Origin of the sequence: Pseudomonas oligotrophica, assembly GCF_021726475.1 — a bacterium.
GTDB classification, from domain to species: domain Bacteria; phylum Pseudomonadota; class Gammaproteobacteria; order Pseudomonadales; family Pseudomonadaceae; genus Stutzerimonas; species Stutzerimonas oligotrophica.
Map to the genome: position 1 here is coordinate 87,186 of NZ_JAKJRU010000010.1, position 17,285 is coordinate 104,470.

At 66.9% G+C, this 17,285-nt stretch carries 17 protein-coding genes; 2 read left to right on the forward strand and 15 right to left on the reverse strand.

Annotated features, from left to right (window positions below; genetic code table 11):
* The first annotated feature begins 194 nt into the window (after window positions 1-194).
* Window positions 195-1,295: a polysaccharide biosynthesis/export family protein gene (locus L3N39_RS18610; RefSeq protein ID WP_237258917.1), complete on the forward strand. Its 1,101-nt coding sequence runs from the start codon at window positions 195-197 to the stop codon at window positions 1,293-1,295.
* 71 nt (window positions 1,296-1,366) lie between these two features.
* Here the strand turns inward: L3N39_RS18610 and L3N39_RS18615 are convergent, their stop codons facing one another.
* The 12 genes from L3N39_RS18615 to L3N39_RS18670 all read right to left on the reverse strand — a co-directional run bounded on the left by L3N39_RS18615 (window position 1,367) and on the right by L3N39_RS18670 (window position 13,703).
* Window positions 1,367-2,635, reverse strand: coding sequence for an OprD family porin (locus L3N39_RS18615; protein WP_237258918.1), 1,269 nt, complete (start codon window positions 2,633-2,635; stop codon window positions 1,367-1,369).
* Window positions 2,636-2,732: 97 nt separating this feature from the next.
* Complete coding sequence (locus L3N39_RS18620; protein WP_237258919.1) at window positions 2,733-3,950, reverse strand: benzoate/H(+) symporter BenE family transporter; 1,218 nt, start codon at window positions 3,948-3,950, stop codon at window positions 2,733-2,735.
* Window positions 3,951-4,148: 198 nt separating this feature from the next.
* A complete protein-coding gene (catA, locus tag L3N39_RS18625; protein ID WP_237258920.1) occupies window positions 4,149-5,087 on the reverse strand; it encodes a catechol 1,2-dioxygenase in 939 nt (312 codons plus the stop codon).
* Between the two features lie 43 nt (window positions 5,088-5,130).
* Entirely contained in the window at window positions 5,131-5,421 is a 291-nt protein-coding gene (catC, locus tag L3N39_RS18630) for a muconolactone Delta-isomerase (RefSeq protein WP_237258921.1), read from the reverse strand.
* 19 nt (window positions 5,422-5,440) lie between these two features.
* The gene (locus L3N39_RS18635; protein WP_237258922.1) at window positions 5,441-6,562 is read right to left on the reverse strand and encodes a muconate cycloisomerase family protein; all 1,122 of its coding nucleotides are present in this window, start codon (window positions 6,560-6,562) and stop codon (window positions 5,441-5,443) included.
* Window positions 6,563-6,590: 28 nt separating this feature from the next.
* Window positions 6,591-7,934, reverse strand: coding sequence for an MFS transporter (locus L3N39_RS18640; protein WP_237258923.1), 1,344 nt, complete (start codon window positions 7,932-7,934; stop codon window positions 6,591-6,593).
* 148 nt (window positions 7,935-8,082) lie between these two features.
* Window positions 8,083-8,847, reverse strand: coding sequence for a 1,6-dihydroxycyclohexa-2,4-diene-1-carboxylate dehydrogenase (locus L3N39_RS18645; RefSeq protein WP_237258924.1), 765 nt, complete (start codon window positions 8,845-8,847; stop codon window positions 8,083-8,085).
* Between the two features lie 148 nt (window positions 8,848-8,995).
* Window positions 8,996-10,006, reverse strand: coding sequence for a benzoate 1,2-dioxygenase electron transfer component BenC (benC, locus tag L3N39_RS18650; RefSeq protein WP_237258925.1), 1,011 nt, complete (start codon window positions 10,004-10,006; stop codon window positions 8,996-8,998).
* Between the two features lie 57 nt (window positions 10,007-10,063).
* Window positions 10,064-10,552: a benzoate 1,2-dioxygenase small subunit gene (gene benB, locus L3N39_RS18655; RefSeq protein ID WP_237258926.1), complete on the reverse strand. Its 489-nt coding sequence runs from the start codon at window positions 10,550-10,552 to the stop codon at window positions 10,064-10,066.
* Entirely contained in the window at window positions 10,553-11,914 is a 1,362-nt protein-coding gene (gene benA / locus L3N39_RS18660; protein WP_237258927.1) for a benzoate 1,2-dioxygenase large subunit, read from the reverse strand.
* A 200-nt stretch (window positions 11,915-12,114) separates the two neighbouring features.
* A complete protein-coding gene (locus tag L3N39_RS18665) occupies window positions 12,115-13,065 on the reverse strand; it encodes an AraC family transcriptional regulator (RefSeq protein WP_237258928.1) in 951 nt (316 codons plus the stop codon).
* Between the two features lie 242 nt (window positions 13,066-13,307).
* Window positions 13,308-13,703: a MerR family transcriptional regulator gene (locus L3N39_RS18670; protein WP_237258929.1), complete on the reverse strand. Its 396-nt coding sequence runs from the start codon at window positions 13,701-13,703 to the stop codon at window positions 13,308-13,310.
* A gap of 64 nt (window positions 13,704-13,767) precedes the next feature.
* Here L3N39_RS18670 and L3N39_RS18675 point away from each other — a divergent pair, with 64 nt between their 5' ends.
* Window positions 13,768-14,403 (forward strand): cation efflux transmembrane domain-containing protein, encoded by a 636-nt coding sequence (locus tag L3N39_RS18675; RefSeq protein WP_237258930.1) that lies wholly within the window; start codon window positions 13,768-13,770, stop codon window positions 14,401-14,403.
* A gap of 25 nt (window positions 14,404-14,428) precedes the next feature.
* Here L3N39_RS18675 and L3N39_RS18925 read toward each other — a convergent pair whose 3' ends face one another.
* From L3N39_RS18925 to L3N39_RS18685, 3 genes are all read right to left on the reverse strand, one after another.
* Window positions 14,429-14,563: a hypothetical protein gene (locus tag L3N39_RS18925; protein WP_284691957.1), complete on the reverse strand. Its 135-nt coding sequence runs from the start codon at window positions 14,561-14,563 to the stop codon at window positions 14,429-14,431.
* 127 nt (window positions 14,564-14,690) lie between these two features.
* The gene (locus L3N39_RS18680) at window positions 14,691-15,527 is read right to left on the reverse strand and encodes a CAP domain-containing protein (protein WP_237258931.1); all 837 of its coding nucleotides are present in this window, start codon (window positions 15,525-15,527) and stop codon (window positions 14,691-14,693) included.
* A 128-nt stretch (window positions 15,528-15,655) separates the two neighbouring features.
* A complete protein-coding gene (locus tag L3N39_RS18685; RefSeq protein ID WP_237258932.1) occupies window positions 15,656-17,047 on the reverse strand; it encodes an amino acid permease in 1,392 nt (463 codons plus the stop codon).
* Window positions 17,048-17,285: the final 238 nt, after the last annotated feature.

Sequence of the window (17,285 nt, forward strand, 5' to 3'; positions counted from 1 at the left end):
GGTACCCAGCCGTCCCGGCCGCGTCATTGAAGGAGAGACCACTTTGACTACCCAACCATGGTCGTCGAGGAGTGTGGGCCGATGAACCCCAGCCTCGACCGGCACGGGATCCTCGATCCGCTGTACGCCTTGCAGAACGTCATCAACGCCGTCTCACACCGTGAGCTCCACCAACTCCGTCAAGGATGAATCCCATGAAGCCATTCTTCGCTATCGCCCTCACCTCGGCCCTGGTACTCCAGGGTTGTGCCTTCGCCCCCGGCCAGTACCTGGACCCGGACGAGTTCAACAACGGCGGCACCGCCGAAGACGGCACCGTCGAACTGCTGCGCATCACCCCGGACATGCTCAAGGGTGACCTGGTCTCCGACCGCGGCACCTCCAGCAAGCAGGAACTGCTGGGCTACAAGCCCAGCGACTATCGCATCGGCGCCAACGACCTGCTCTACATCACCGTCTGGGACCACCCGGAGCTGACCGCGCCGTCCGGCCCGCAGCAGCAGATCGACGCCAACGGTCGCCTGGTGCGCCCTGACGGCACCCTGTTCTACCCCTACATCGGCAACGTGCAGGCCGCCGGCAAGACCATCGAGGAGCTGCGCCGCACCATTGCCCAGCGCCTGACCAACTACATCGACAGCCCGCAGGTGGACGTCAGCATCCTGCGCTTCGGCAGCCAGCGCGTGGTGGTCTCCGGTGCGTTCAACACCGCCGGCGAAGTACCGATCACCACCGCGCCGATGACCATCGTCCAGGCCATCGGCCAGGCCGGGGTCAACGTCGATACCGCCGACCTCACCGGCCTGGTGCTCAAGCGTGACGGCCGCGAGTACGTGCTCAACGTCGACTCGCTGAACCGCTCCGACTCCTGGCTGAACCAGGTCTACCTGAAGGACGGCGACCAGTTGCACCTGCCGTACAACGACCAGAAGAAGATCTACGTGCTCGGCGAAGTGATGCTGCCGCAGGCGATGACCTTCAAGGCCACCAGCGTCAACCTGATGGATGCCATCGGCTCGGCCGGCGGCGTGCGCCAGGACACCGCCGATGGCGAGGCCATCTACGTGATCCGCGGCGCCGAGAACATCGCCACCGAGAAGGCCAAGGTGTTCCAGCTCAACGCGGCATCGCCGACCGCCTTCGCCCTGGCCAAGCACTTCCCGCTGCAGCCGCAGGACGTGGTGTTCGTCGGCCCGGCCAACATCACCCGCTGGAACCGCTTCATCAGCCAGTTGCTGCCGTCGGCCAGCATCGTCGGCACCGGCGCCGCCGCGGAATACAACCTGTCCCGCTAAGCGCAACGCCCGCGACACCACGAAAAACCCCGCCAGCTGGCGGGGTTTTTTCGTCTGGCGACAGACGCGAGTCAGAACAGCTTCCAGGTGTAGGTCAGGATCAGGCGGTTCTCGTCGATGTCGGTGCGGTAGTTCGAGCGCGCGGTGACGTTGCGCACGCGCACGCCCAGGCCCTTGAGCGCGCCGCTCTGCAGCACGTAGCCGATGTCCAGGTCGCGCTCGAAGTCCTTGCCCTCGAAGCCGCGCCCGGTATCGACGTTGTCGCCCTTGAGATAGCGCACGCCGGCGACCAGCCCGGGCACGCCCATGGCCGCGAAGTCGTAGTCGTAGCGCAGCTGCCAGGAGCGCTCGTCGGGCGAAGCGAACTCGTAGGTCGGCACCTCGTTGCCCAGCGGGCTGACGGTGACGAACAGCCGCGGGAAGCCGTCGTCGCCGTACATCGCCTGGTAGCCGAGGTAGAAGGTGTGGCCGCCGTGCTTGGCCGAGAGCAGCGAGTAGAACGCCTGGTTGTCGAGCTTGCCGATCAGCTGGTCGCCATCCTCGGCCGAATCGTAGAAGCCAAGGTTGGCACCCAGGGTCCAGGCGCCCATTGGCTGGCTGTGCTTGAGGCTGGCGTGGCGCTGGTTGTAGATGTCCTCGAGCTGCGCGTACCAGAGGCCGACACTGGTGCGGTTGCCGTTGAAGGCGTAGTCGGCGCCGGCGTAGTTGAAGCGGTCGCTGGTGGCGCTGAAGTTCGGCCGGTAGCCGATGATGGTGGCCATCTCGCCGTCGCCCGCCTCGTTGCGCAGGCTGGTGGAGCGCAGCTGCCCGCCCTGCAGGGTCAGGCCGTCGATCTCGTTGGAAACCAGCGAGGCGCCCTGGTAGGTGTTGGGCAGCAGGCGGTTATCGGTCGCCGTCAGCACCGGCAGGTTCGGTTGCAGCTCGCCGACCCGCAGCACCGTTTTGGAAATCCGCATCTTCGCCGCCACGCCCAGGCGGCTGTAGTCATCCGGCGCCTGCTCGCCGTAGGCGCCCGGCAACAGGCCGGTGCCGGCGCGGTCGGGGCTGGAATCGAGCTTCAGGCCCAAGAGGCCGATGGCATCGAGACCGAAGCCGACCGGGCCGTCGGTGAAGCCGGACTGGGCATTGAGCACGAAGCCCTGGGCCCACTCCTCGGCCTTGGACTGGGTCGACGGCCCGACGATGTCGGAGAAGTCGCGGCTGAAGTAGTAGTTGCGTGCATGCAGGGTGGCGCTGGCGCCCCCGAGGAAACCCTCCTCGGCGGCGAATGCGGCGGGCACGCCGGCGCAGGCCAGGCTGATGGTCAGGGCAAGGCGGGACAACTTCGCTTGATGGATCATCGATTGCTCTCTTTTTTGTTGTTTTGCGGGTACAGCCTGCCGAGCCCCCTGGAACCAGGGAGCGCATCGGCAGATGGGTGACGCGGGAAGTTCGGTCTTAGCGCGAGGCGGCGCGGCCCGCCTCCGGGCAGTCCGGCTGTGAGGTTCGGCGCGGGTGCCAGCGCAGCAGCAGGTGCGTGGCGATGCCGAAGATCAGGCCCCAGAACGCCGCGGACAGGCCGAGGAAGCTCATGCCCGAGGCCGTGACCAGGAAGGTCACCAGCGCCGCCTCGCGATCGTCCGGCGCGGCCATCGCACCGTTGAGCGCCGCGCCGATGGCGCCGAGCAGCGCCAGCCCGGCCAGCGCGGCGATCAGTGCCTGGGGAAAGGCGCTGAACAGCGAGACCACGGTGGCGCCGAACACGCCGAACACCAGGTAGACCACGCCGCCCGAGACGCCGGCGACATAGCGCCGCGCAGGGTCCTCGTGGGCGTCGCGGCCGGTGCAGATCGCCGCGGTGATCGCCGCCAGGGTCAGGCCGTGGCAGCCAAACGGCGCCAGCAGCAGCGAACCCAGCGAACTGGAGGTGATCAGCGGGCTGGCCGGGGTCTGGTAGCCGGCACTGCGCAGCACTGCCATGCCGGGGACGAACTGCCCGGTCAGCGCCACCATGATCAGCGGCAGGGCCACGTTGAGGATCACCTGCCAGTCGAACTCGGGGGTGATCCACTGCGGCGTGGCCAGGCCCAGCACGATGGCATCGGTGCGCAGCTCGCCGCTGCCCACGGCCACCGTCAGGCCCACCGCCAGCACGGCGAACACCGCATAGCGCGGCATCAGCCGGCGGCCGAGCAGGTAGGCGAGGAACATCGCCAGCACCAGCAGCGGCGCCGACTTCACCGAGACGAACAGGCCGGTGCCGAAGCGGAACAGGATGCCGGCCATCATCGCCGCGGCAATCGCCGCCGGCAGGCGGCGGATGATGCGGTCGAAGGTGCCGGACAGGCCGACCAGCAGGATCACCGCGCCGGTGACCAGGTAGGCGCCGACCGCCTGGCCGAGGCTGATCTCCGGCAAGAGGCTGATCAACAACGCCGATCCGGGCGCCGACCAGGCGATGACGATGGGTACGCGGTAGCGCAGGCTGAGCAGGATGCCGAGCACACCGCTGCCGATGGAAATGGTCCAGATCCAGGAAGACAGCACCGCCTCGGGCAGGCCCGCGGCATGGGCGACCTGGAAGATGATGACCAGGGGCCCGGCGTAGGAAATCACGGTCGCGATGAAACCGGCGACCGCCGCCGAGACTGAGAAATCTCTGAGCAACGCTTTCATACCGCCTCGCAAGGAATTCTGGCGTGCCTCTTGGGGCCGCTCTTGTTCTGGGGTCCGTTGACGTTAGCAGACCCGAAGGACGCGCCGCTGAGCCACCTCGTGTGCGTCGCCGACCGGCGAACGCTGTGCGGGTGGATCATCTCGGCGAGCCTCTGTTGACGCAGGGGCCGCCGGCAGCTGCCGGCGGCCCCTTTGGGCTCAGGCCTCCTGCAGGGCGCGCGGGCGCTTGCTCCGCTGCTCGGCGCTCGGGCTCGGCGCCGCCTGCAGCTGGAAGTCGAAGTCCAGCTCGGCGAAGCGCCCTTCGACGCCACGCGCCTTCGCCTGCTCGGCGTCGTCGATGAAGCGGATGTCGCCGACCAGGCCGTCGCGGGTGGCGTAGGCGAAGTCGTCCCACAGGTACTTCTCGCCGGCCAGGTTGATCTGCGTGGTCAGCAGGCGATGGCCGGGGGCGGAGATGAAGAAGTGGATGTGCGCCGGACGCTGGCCATGGCGGCCCAGCAGGTCGAGGCATTCCTGGGTCGGGCCCTGCGGGTCGCAACCGTAGCCGCACGGCACGATGCTGCGCGCACGGTAGCGGCCGTCGGCGTCGGTGACAATGCGGCGGCGCAGGTTGTACTCCGACTGGCTCTTGTCGAAGAACGAGTAGTTGCCCTTGGTGTTGGCGTGCCACAGGTCGACGGTGGCGCCGGCGACCGGGTTGCCCTCGGCATCCACCACGCGGCCCTGGAGGAACATCACGGTGGCTTCGTCCAGCTCGGTGCCGTCGTCCATCCGCGCCTCGCCCTGGCAGATCGGCGCGCCGGCCACGTACAGCGGGCCTTCGATGGTGCGCGGGGTGCCGCCGGTCAGGCCGACCTGCTCGTCCTTGGCGTCCTGCAGCAGGTCGAGGAAGTGTTCCAGGCCCAGGCCCGCCACCAGCAGGCCGGCTTCGTGGCGGCCGCCGAGGCGGTTGAGGTAGTCCACCGCCAGCCAGAACTCGTCCTGGGTCACTTCCAGGTCTTCGACGATCCTGGCCACGTCGTTGACGATGCGCAGCATCAGCTGCTTGACCCGGGAGCTGCCCTGGTCGTTGTTGAAGCCGCTGACTTCCTTGAAGAAGTCCTGAACTTGGGCGGTCTGGGAAATTTTCACGGTCATTGTCGTTTCCTCGAATTGTTGTTGTGAGGCGCTATGCGGGCGATCAGCGATCATCGGCATGGATGGACGAAGGATGGCGGCACAGGCCGGTCACCTCGATGTCCATGTAGGGGAACAGCGGCAGTTGCATGAGGGTGTCATGCAGGGCCTCGACGCTTTCCACGTCGAACACGCTGTAGTTGGCGTAGTGGCCGGCGATGCGCCACAGGTGGCGCCAGGTGCCCTCGCGCATCAGGCGCTGGGCCAGCTCCTTCTCGTCGGCCTTGATCTGCGCGGCACGCTCGGCAGGCATGTCGTGGGGCAGCTTCACGGTCATCTTTACGTGGAACAGCATCGGGAAGTCCTCCTCGGGATCACGAGCGGGCGAAGCGCTTGAGGCGCTCTTCGTCCAGGGTCAGGCCCAGGCCCGGCGTGCGCGGGACCTGCAGCTGGAAATCGCGGTAGACCGGCGGCTCGGTGACGATCTCCTCGGTCAGCAGCAGCGGACCGAACAGTTCGGTGCCCCAGGTCAGCTGGCGCAGGGTGACGAAGGCGTGCGCCGAGGCCAGGGTGCCGATGGCGCCCTCGAGCATGGTCCCGCCGTAGAGCGCGATGCCGGCCGCCTCGGCGATCTGCGCGGTGCGCAGCACGGCACGCGGGCCGCCGTTCTTGGCGATCTTCAGGGCGAACACGCTGGCCGCGCCGTCGGCCGCCAGGCTGAAGGCATCCTCGACGCTCTCGATGGACTCGTCGGCCATGATCGGCGCCGGGCTGCGCTGGTTCAGGCGTACCTGGCCGGCGCGGTTGATGCGCGAGATCGGCTGCTCGATCAGGTCGATGCCGTTGTCGCCCAGCACCTGGCAGGCGCGGATCGCCTGGGACTCGTCCCAGCCCTGGTTGACGTCGACGCGCACGCTGGCGCGTTCGCCGAGCGCCCGCTTGATGGCGACCACGTGCTGGAGGTCGCGGGCGACCTCGTTGGCACCGATCTTCAGCTTGAACAGCCGGTGACGGCGCAGATCGAGCATCTGCTCGGCTTCGGCGATGTCGCGAGCGGTATCGCCGGAGGCCAGCGTCCAGGCCACCTCCAGCCCGTCGCGCACGCGGCCGCCGAGCAGCTCGCTGACCGGCAGCCCGAGGCGCTTGCCCTGGGCATCGAGCAGCGCGCTTTCCAGGCCGGACTTGGCGAAGGTGTTGCCCTTGGCCGCCTTGTCCAGGCGCAGCATCGCGGCGTTGATGTTGCTCGCATCCTGGCCGACCAGCAGCGGCGCCAGGTGGCTGTCGATGTTCTGCTTGATGCTCTCCGGGCTTTCGTTGCCGTAGGCGAGCCCACCGATGGTGGTGGACTCACCGAGGCCTTCGATCCCGTCGGAGCAGCGCAGGCGGATCACCACCAGCGTCTGGTTCTGCATGGTGTGCATGGCCAGCTTGTGCGGGCGGATGGTCGGCAGATCGACGATGACCGCCTGGATGCTTTCGATCAGGATGGAGCTCATATCGTTTTCCCGGTTGCAGGTTCGTTGATCAGGCTTTGGCGACCACCATCGCCACCGGCTCGGCAGCGGAGCTGCGCTTGCTGGAGATGGCGAAGACGGTCATGGCCAGGGCGGCGATGACGCCCGGCACGGCGAAAGCCAGGAAGTTCAGTTGCAGCGGCAGGTTGATGCCCAGCAGCGCACCGCCGAGCAGCGGGCCGACGATGGCGCCGTTGCGGCCGATGCCCGAGGCCCAGCCGAGGCCGGTGGAGCGGATCGACAGGCCGTAGAACTGCGCGGCGGTGGCGTACAGCAGGATCTGCGTGCCGATCACGGTGGCGCCGGCGATGAAGATCAGCGTGTAGAGCACCGGCATCGGCGACTTGAAGCCCAGCAGGCTGATCGACACCACCGCCAGGGCGAAGAACACCACCACCACCTTGGACAGGTTGAAGCGGTCGCCCAGCCAGCCGCCGAGAATCGCCCCGGCCATGCCGCCGAAGTTCAGCGCCAGCAGGAACGACAGGCTCGAGCCCAGGCTGTAGCCGGCGTTGGCCATCAGCTTCGGCAGCCAGGAACCCAGCGCATAGACCATCAGCAGGCAGCAGAAGAACGCCACCCAGATCGAGACGGTGCGCACGCCACGACCTTCGCGGAACAGCTCCAGCACCGAGGCACTCTTGCCCTTGATGTCGGCCATCACCAGGTCATCGCCGGCACCGAGCTGGCGCGTCGGATCGACCTTGTTCAGCAGCGTGCGGGCCTGTTCGGTGCGGCCCTGGCGCACCAGGAAGCCGACGGATTCGGGCAGGTACCAGAGGATCACCGGCAGCAGCAGCAGCGGCACCGCGGCGGCGAAGAACATGGCTTCCCAGCCGAAGCGCGGCAGCATGTAGATGCCCAGGCCGGCGGAGAGCATGCCACCCAGCGAATAGCCGCTGAACATCACCGCAACCAGCGTGCTGCGGCGCTTCTTCGGCGCGTACTCGTTCATCAGCGCCACTACGTTGGGCATCAGGCCGCCGCAGCCAAGGCCGGCGATGAAGCGGAAGATGCCGAACTCGGTCGGGCTGCTGGCGAAGCCGTTGAGTACCGTCGCGCCGCTGAACAGCACGAAGCAGATGGCCACGCCCATCTTGCGGCCGATGCGATCGGCCAGGGTGCCGAACACCAGGGCGCCGAACATCATGCCGAACAGCGCGTAGCTGCCCAGGGCGCCGGCTTGCAGCGGCGTCAGGCCCCACTCCTTCATGATCACCGGCAGCACCACGCCGTAGATGAACAGGTCGTAACCGTCGAAGATCAGCAGCAGTGCGCACAGGCACACCACCAGCCAGTGGAACCCGGTGAAACGGGCGTTATCGATGACCTCGTGCACGTCTATCTTTCGCATGGCATGACTCTCTATTGTTTTTGTATGTCTTTTTTGATTCACCCGCCGTGCCGGCTGGGCTTCTCGCCGTACCGCCGCGCCGTGGCGCGGCGTTTGTTCTGCGTTGCGCCAGGGTCCGGGCGAGCGACCCTGGCGCCGGTAGCTCTGCTCAGCCCTGGTCGCCGCCGCCGACCGGCAGGGTCACGCCGGTGATGTAGGAGGCCTCGTCGGAAGCCAGGAAGAGGATCGCGCCGACCTGCTCGTCGAGCGTGCCGTAGCGCTTCATCAGGCTGCTGTCGATGGTCTGGTCGACGATCTGCTGGTACCAGGCCTTCTCCTGCTCGCTCTGCTCGGCGGCATTGCGCGGGATGCGCCGCGGCGGTGCCTCGGTGCCACCCGGTGCGGTGGCGTTGACGCGGATGCCGCGCTGGGCGGTCTCGAACGCCAGGCAGGCGGTGAGCGCGTTGACGCCGCCCTTGGCCGCGCCGTAGGGCACGCGGTTGACGCTGCGCGTGGCGATGGAGGAAACGTTGACGATGGCACCGCTGCCCTGCTCGAGCATCTGCGGCAGCGCGGCGTTGCAGCACCACAGGGTGGGGAACAGCGAGCGGCGCACCTCGGCCTCGATCTCCTGCTCGCGGTAGTGCTCGAACGGCTTGGCCCAGATGGTGCCGCCGACGTTGTTGATCAGGATGTCGAGGCGGCCGAAGCGCTCGACCGCCGCGCGCATGACCTGCTGGCAGTCGCCGTACTGCTCCAGGTCGGCGGTCAGGCAGAGCACCGCGTCCTGTCCGGCCAGCTCGTGGACCAGTTCGGAGCGGTCCACCGCGACGACCTTCGCACCCTCGGCCAGCATCCGCTCGGCGACCCGCCGGCCGATGCCCTGGGCAGCGCCGGTGACCACGGCAACCTTGTTGTGGAAACGTGTGTTCATCTACCTTCCCTCGATGGTCGAAGCGATGCACAAGCCCCTGTGGAAGCGAGCTTGCTCGCGAAGTTTTTCGGTGCGGTGATCCAAGCACCTGTGCCGATCCCTTTTTCGCGGGCAAGCCCGCTCCTACCAGTCCGTGCGGTTCATGCCCTTATGCGCTGGCGGCGAACTTCTCGTAGTAGAAATTGGCCGGCTCGATGCCCTGCTCGCGGATGAACTGGCTGACCGCCTCCACCATCGGCGGCGGGCCGCACAGGTAGATGTCCACTTCGCCGTCGTTGAGGTGGGTCGGCTCGATGTGCTGGGTCACGTAGCCCTTCTGCGGGTAGGCGCTGTCCGGGCTGGCCACGCAGGCGCTGAAGGTGAAGTTGGGGATGCGCGCGGCGAAGTCGGCCAGGCGCTCCATCTCCACCAGGTCGTGGTCGTGGGTCACGCCGTAGACCAGGTGCACCGGGTGCTCGCTGCCTTCGTCGGCGATCTTCTCCAGCATCGCGGTGAACGGTGCCAGGCCGGTGCCGCCGGCCAGCAGCAGCAGCGGGCGCTTGATCTCGCGCAGGTAGAAGCTGCCCAGCGGGCCGGTCAGCTCGAGGCTGTCGCCGGCCTTGGCCAGGTTGCTGAGGAAGGAACTCATCAGCCCGCCCGGCACGTTGCGGATCAGGAAGCTCACCTCGCCGCCCTTCTGCAGCGAGCTGAAGGAGTAGGCGCGGGTCTGCTCGGTGCCGGGCACCTTGAGGTTGACGTACTGGCCCGGCAGGAACGCCAGCCTGCTCAGCGACTCGCCGCGGATCGACAGCGCAATGGTGCTTGCCGAGAGCTGGCGGACCTGGCTGATCGCCGCCTCGTAGCTGCCCTGCGGCGCCTTGCACACGGCCGAGGAAGCCGGTACGCGGACCACGCAGTCGCTTTCGACGCGCATCTGGCAGGTCAGCACGTAGCCCTGGGCGGCCTCGTCCTCGCTCAGCGCGTCCTCGATGTACTCCTCGCCGAGGTCGTAGACGCCGGACTCGGCCTGGCACTTGCACGCACCGCAGGCGCCGTCACGGCAGTCCAGCGGGATGTTGATCCCCTGGCGGTAGGAGGCGTCGGCGACGGTCTCGCCGGGATTGATGTCGATGAAGCGGGTTACGCCGTCTTCGAAATTCAACGCGATGGTATGCGTCATGCTGCACCTCGCTTGCACGGGGTCGGCGGCCCTGGCGCATGGCGCCAGGGCCTGGGTTCAGATGTGGTAGACGTCGATGACCTGGCGCACGTAGTCGTTCTTCAGCACGACCTTCTTGGCCTTGATCAGCAGGTTCTCGCCACGGGTGTCCAGCGTGTAGAAGCTGGTGCCGTAGAACTGGTCGACCGTCTTGTAGCGGAAGCTCAGGGTGTGCCAGTTGAAGCGCACCTTGCACAAGCCCTCGCCCTGCTCGACCAGCTCGATGTTGCTGATGTTGTGCGAGGTACGGGTGTCCGGGATGGTCGCGCTGGAGCGCTCGGTACGGATGCGGAACACCCGGTCCTCGAGGCCGCCACGGTTGCCGTACCAGATCAGCGAGATCTCGGTCTGCGGGTCTTCTGTCAGCTGGTCGCGGTCATCCCAGGCCGGCATCCAGAAGGTCGCATCCGGCGCGTACTGCTCCAGCCAGGCGTCCCAGTCCTTGTCGTCCAGGTAGCGCGCCTCGCGGTAGAGGAAGTCGCGCACGGTTTCATAGGAGACGGTCATTTACGCGCCCTCCACGTGGATCAGCTGGTCGCGCTCGCTCTCCAGCGCCTTGACCATCTGCTGCTGCCAGTACTCGTGCTGGCGCACGAACAGGCCTTCGTCTTCGGTGCGCACGCCGCTGAGCGCGGGGTTGAGGTCGATCTGCCGGGCAGCCTCGTCCGGCCCTTCGATCCAGTGCTCGGCACCGCGCGACATGTCGTTCCACTCCATCGCACGGCCCTGGTAGCCGGCCTGGCAGGCGCGGAACTCTTCCAGGTCGTCCGGGGTGGCCATGCCACTGACATTGAAGAAGTCCTCGTACTGGCGGATGCGCCGGGCACGCGCCTCGGCACTCTCGCCCTTCGGCGCGACGCAGTAGATGGTGACTTCGGTCTTGTCGACGGAGATCGGCCGGGCGATGCGCAGCTGCGAGCCGAACTGGTCCATCAGGTACAGGTTCGGGTACAGGCAGAGGTTGCGCGAGTGACCGATCATCCAGTCGGCACGCGCCTCGCCGTACTCGGCAACCAGGCGCTCGCGCTGGCTGAACAGCGGGCGATCCTCGGGGTTGTCCCAGCGGGTCCAGAGCAGCAGGTGGCCGTTCTCGAAGGAGTAGAAACCGCCGCCCTTCTTGCCCCAGCCGCCGGCGCTCATGGCGCGGATGTCGTCGCCGGCTTCCTTGAGCTTGCGTTGCTGCTGGGTGGCCGCGTAGTTCCAGTGCACGGCGGTGACGTGGTAGCCGTCGGCGCCGTTCTCGGCGGTCAGCTTCCAGTTGCCTTCGTAGACATAGCTGGACGAGCCGCGCAGCACTTCCAGGCCTGCTGGCGACTGGTCGACCACCATGTCGATGATCTTCCTGGCCTCGCCGAGGAATTCTTCGAGCGGCAGTACGTCGGGATTCAGGCTGCCAAACAGGAAGCCACGGTAGGACTCGAAGCGCGCGACCTTCTTCAGGTCGTGGGAGCCGTCGCAGTTGAAGCTCGACGGATAGCCGGCCTCCTTCGGATCCTTGACCTTGAGCAGCTTACCGGAGTTGTTGAAGGTCCAGCCGTGGAACGGGCAGGTGTAGCTGGACTTGTTGCCGCTCTTGAAGCGGCACAGCACCGCGCCCTTGTGGCTGCAGGCGTTGATGAACGCGTTGAGCTCACCATCCTTGTTGCGCGCGATGATGATGGGCTGGCGACCCATGTTGGTGGTGAAGTAGTCGTTCTTCTCCGGGATCTGGCTCTCGTGGGCGAGGAACACCCAGTTGCCTTCGAAGATGTACTTCATTTCCAGCTCGAACAGCTGGGGATTGGTGAACATCTCACGCTTGTTGCGGTAGATGCCCTTTTCCTTGTCTTCTTCGAGCAAGGACTGGATGTAATCGAATCCGAGGGTCATGGCCGGCTCCGTTGTTATTGTTGCCTACGGGGCCAAGGTTAAGGTGGCTGGAAAATGACCAATATCCGCTTTCTGCACGAGCCTCATCCGTTTTTTGCAGCTTGATGACACAGCCTGCAGCCCTCGGATCACCTTTCGCGGGGCGAAAAAAAACCGGCGCGCCTCGCGGCGGCCGGCTTGGGAAAAACGGCGTCGTGGCCTCAGTGGGCGCGGCGCAGGGTATCGGAGGGCAGTTCGCCGAAGGCGTTGCGGTAGCTTTCCGAGAAACGCCCCAGGTGCAGGAAGCCATAGTCCATGGCGATCTCGGTGACGTTGCGCACCCGGCCTTCCGGGTCGCTCAGCGAGCAGCGCACGCGCTCGAGCTTGCGCTGGCGGATGAACGACTTCGGCGTGGTGCCGGCCTTGCGCTCGAACAGCACGTACAGCGAGCGCGGGCTCATGCGTGCCAGCTCGGCCAGCTGCTCGACGGTGATGTCCTGCTTGATGTGTTCTTCGATGTAGTCGACCAGCCGGCCGAACGTGGGGCAGCCTTCGACGCCCTCGCGGCTGACATTGTTGGTCAGCAGGCAGAGCAGCTTGCTGGCGATGATGCGGCTGTACTGCTCCTGCACCAGGCCGACGCTCGACGCGCTCTCGGCCTCGTGGCAGACCAGCCCGAGCAGGCTGTCGAAGCCTTCCATCTGGTCCAGGCGATAGCGGTTGTCGCTGAAGCGGATGCCTTCGCGCGGCGCCTTCCAGCGGTTTTCCAGGCAGGCCTGCTCGAGGAAGGCCGCCGGCAGCTTGACGATCAGCTTCTCGCAATCGTCGGAATAGGTCAGGTCGACGGGATCGTCGGGATTGATCAGCAACAGCTCGCCGGGCGTGAAGACATGTTCCTGGCCCCGGCCGCGCCACAGGCAGTGACCGCGCTGCAACACCTGCAAATGGTAGAGGCTGCCCAGCGCCGGCGAGGTGACCTGCACCTGGCCGCCGTAGCGGATCTGGCAGAGATCCAGCCGGCCGAACTTGCGGTGGCTCAGGCTGGCCTCGGGGCGGGTCTTGGCGCTGAGGCGGATGCAATGCGGACCCACGTGTTCGTTGACGTAATCGGATACGTCGTGGGGGTCGGCATGATCGAAGATCCGGCTCGTCAACTTCAGCTGGCTGTCCATCGGTGATACCTGATTGTTTTTGTATTCTTGGGAACGCATCTCTGGCGCTCCTCGCACGCATGCCTAGTAAACACCGGCCAACGCACCCTGGCGACTGCAAAAGTTCGATGATGTCCGATAGCCGAACAACTTCGCTTTCAAAACGTTACAAAAGTTGCACAGGCGCCAGGAGCCGCGTCCGCCGGAGGTTCCGGCAAAGCGAATCGCTTGCGGGCGGGCGGCCATCCGGCTGTCGGTGGCGATCAGGCTTCGCGGCTGAGGGCCTCGACGATCCGGCACTTGCGTACCGACGACTCATGGCAGCCGACCAGTTGCTCGAGCTCGGCCTCGAGCCGCTGCAGGTCGGCGATGCGCTGGCGAACCTCCTGCAGGTGGTGGCTGGCCAGGCGATCGACGTCGGCGCAGGGCTGGAGGGGATTGTCGGCAAGATCGGCCAGGGTACGAATCTCGTCCAGCGAGAAGCCGAGCTCACGGCCGCGCTTGATGAAGCGCAGGCGCCCGGCGGCTTCCTCACCGTAGCTGCGGTAGCCGGCCTCGGTGCGCGCGGCCGGGCCAAGCAGGCCGATGCGCTCGTAGTAGCGAATGGTTTCCACCTTGACCCCGGCCATCCGGCCGAGCTTTCCGATCGTCACTGGCATGGCTTGACCCTGTAGCAGCTACAGGGTTTAGCGTAGCCGCTACCTTGTATCGGGAGCCACCATCATGGCCGGATGTTCTTGCAGCCAGGGCTGCGCAAGCCCAGCAACCAGCGCGCGCTACCGGCGCATCCTGTGGATCGCCCTGGCGGTCAACCTGAGCATGTTCCTCGTCGAGATCGGCGCCGGCCTGCATGCCGGCTCGGTTTCGCTGCTGTCCGACTCGCTGGATTTCTTCGGCGATGCGGCCAACTACGGCGTGAGCCTCTGGGTGCTCGGCCTCGGCGTGGCGATGCGGGCGCGCGCCTCGCTGGCCAAGGCGCTGACCATGGGCAGCTTCGGCGTGTTCATCCTCAGCGTGACTGTGATCAATTTTCTCGATGGGAAGGTCCCGGACGCCCCAACCATGGGCCTGGTCGGCCTGCTCGCACTGCTCGCCAACGTCGCCGTCGCCGCGCTGCTCTATGCCTACCGCGAAGGCGACAGCAACATGCGCAGCGTCTGGCTGTGCAGCCGCAACGATGCGCTGGGCAACCTGGCGGTGATGCTCGCCGCGCTCGGGGTGTTCGGTACGGGCGCCGGCTGGCCCGACCTGATCGTCGCGAGCAGCATGGCGCTGCTGTCGATCAGCGCGGCGGTGCAGATCATCCGGCATGCCAGCGCCGAGCTGCGCGAGCAGCGCCTGGCGGTAGAGCAAGGCTGAGCCGGTCGCCTCGCCCGGTGAGTGGCTAGACGCCGGGCTGACGCAGCGCCAGCAGGGCGAAGCCACAGAGGATCCCGGCCAGGGCGATCAGCCAGCCGATCCGATGGGCGTGGTTCTTCTGGGCCTGGCGAACCGGGTCCAGCGCTTTCTTCTTTCTCATGTCATCTGCCTTGCAACCGGCGCAGCGCGCGCGAGGCGTGCAAGGATGCCTGCGCCCGGCGACGGAGAAAAGCCCGGCTTGCCGCCACGCAGGCAACGGCGGCCTCGGCCGCGCAGGCGCCCCCCGCTCAGGGCGTGCCGAACAGGCCGGTCCAGTAGATGTGCGCATCGCTCTGCGGATCCACCGCGTAGGCGGCACCGAAGTCGCGGAACTGCGCGTTCATCAGGTTGGCGCAGTGCCCGGGGCTCGCCAGCCAGCCGTCGACCACCTTTTGCGCGGCGCCCTGTCCGGCGGCGATGTTCTCGCCCACCTGGCGTCCTGCGTAGCCGGCCAGCTCGGCACGGTCGCCAGGCGTGCGGCCATCGCGATCCAGGTGACTGAAGAAGTTGCCATTGGCCATGGCGCGGCTGTGGGCTTCGGCGACGCTCGCCAGCTCGGCGCTCCAGGCCAGCGCCGGCGCCGCGGCGAACGCCTGGCCGCCGCACTGGCGGGCGCTGGAACGGGCCTGGTTGAGCCGCTCGAGCAACTTGTGCCCCTCGACCTGCCAATCGCCGAGGCGCCCGTCCAGCAACGGCCGGGCCAGGACGATGCGCCAGTCACGCTCGAGGCGGCTGACGCCGATATCGACGAACTGCGGATCGAGCAGCACCTTGCAGAAGCTCTCGCGCAACGCGCGCATGGCCGCCGCCGCATCGCGCGGTCCGGACAGGGTGATCGCCTGCACGTTGACCATCGGGTAGCCCGCCTGGCCCAGCAACTGCTGCAGATCACCCGGTGCCTCGACCGGCAGCGCCAGCCGGCGGTCTTCGCTCAGCGGCGACAGCTCTTCGCTGGCCCGCTCGCCGCAGCGCTGCACCTCGCTGCGGTAGCTGTTGATCGACTGGATCAGCTGGGTTTCTTCGTTCGCGCTGGCCTGCCCGGCCCAGGCCAGGGCAAGCAGCAGGACGGAACAGGGGATGCGCATGGTGGCTCTCCGGCAGGTGGGCGACCGGGCGCCGCCGCAACGAGAGCGCCATCGTGCTGCAGGCGGCCGGCCATTGTCACCCCCCCGGGGGCCGCTGCAGCCAGGCGCGGCCGCGGCCGCGGTGGCGATCAGGCGTGGTGCAAGCGTGCCTGGCGCACGCGGAACAGTGCCCAGAGCAGCAGCACCCAGAACGGGATGGCGTAGACCGACATGCGGATGCCCGGAATCCACAGCATGATCACCAGGATGCCGACGACGAAGGCCAGGCACAGGTAGTTGCTCAGCGGGAACCAGAACGCCTTGAAGCTCGGCTCGACACCCTGGCGCTGCATGGCCCGGCGGAACTTCAGGTGCGCCAGGCTGATCATCGCCCAGTTGATCACCAGCGCGGCAACCACCAGCGACATCAGCAGCTCCAGGGCATTCTGCGGCACCAGGTAGTTGACCAGCACGCAGGCCAGGGTCACCGCCGCCGATACGCCGATCGCCAGCACCGGAACGCCGCGGCGGTTGACCTTGAGCAGCGCGCGCGGGGCATCGCCCTGCTCGGCCAGGCCGTAGAGCATGCGGCTGTTGCAGTAGACGCCGCTGTTGTAGACCGACAGTGCGGCGGTCAGCACCACGAAGTTCAGCAGGTGCGCCGCCGTGTCGCTGCCGATCAGCGAGAAGATCTGCACGAAGGGGCTGCCGCTGTAGGGATCGGCGGCCGAGCCGAGGGTTTCCAGCAGGCTGTCCCAGGGATACAGCGCCAGCAGCACGGTCAGCGCGCCGATGTAGAAGATCAGGATGCGGTAGACCACCTGGTTGATCGCCTTGGGGATCACCGTCTTCGGCTCGGCCGCCTCGGCCGCTGTGATGCCCACCAGCTCCAGCCCGCCGAAGGAGAACATGATGATCGCCAGCGCCATCACCAGGCCCTCGACCCCGTTGGGGAAGAAGCCGCCGTGGCTCCAGAGGTTGCTGATGCTCGCCTGCTCGCCGCCCTGCCCGCTGACCAGCAGGAACAGCCCGAGCAGGATCATGCCGATGATCGCCACCACCTTGATGATGGCGAACCAGAACTCGGCCTCGCCGAACGACTTCACGTTGGTCAGGTTGATCAGGTTGATCAGCACGAAGAACGCCGCGGCCGTCGCCCAGGTCGGGATCTCCGGCCACCAGAACTGTACGTACTTGCCGACCGCGGTCAGCTCGGCCATGCCGACCAGCACGTAGAGCACCCAGTAGTTCCAGCCGGAAAGGAAGCCGGCGAAGGGTCCCCAGTACTGGTGGGCGAAATGGCTGAAGGAGCCGGCGACCGGCTCCTCGACGATCATCTCGCCCAACTGGCGCATGATCAGGAAGGCGATCAGGCCGCCGATGGCATAGCCGAGGATCATCGACGGCCCGGCGCTGCGCAGCACGCCGGCCGAGCCGAGGAACAGCCCGGTACCGATGGCGCCACCAAGGGCGATGAGCTGGATATGACGGTTCTTCAGGCCGCGCTGAAGCGGGCCGGCATGGAGGGTCTCGCGGGTCATGACGTCACCCTGGATTCCTGTGACGGGAGGGAAAAGCCGCGCACTGCGCGGAGGTCGTGCGGCAACAGCTGCTGCCGTGCGGGCCCGGGCGGGGCCGGGCGAAGCGGCGCGGATTGTACACCGCCCTCGGCCCGCCGCTCATGTGCAATGACAGCGCAGAGCTAGCTGTGTAAACCCACTACGTTGTTCAGTGGAAGCGGAGCGCGGCTGATGGGAGGCCGGTAGCCGAGGCTGGCAT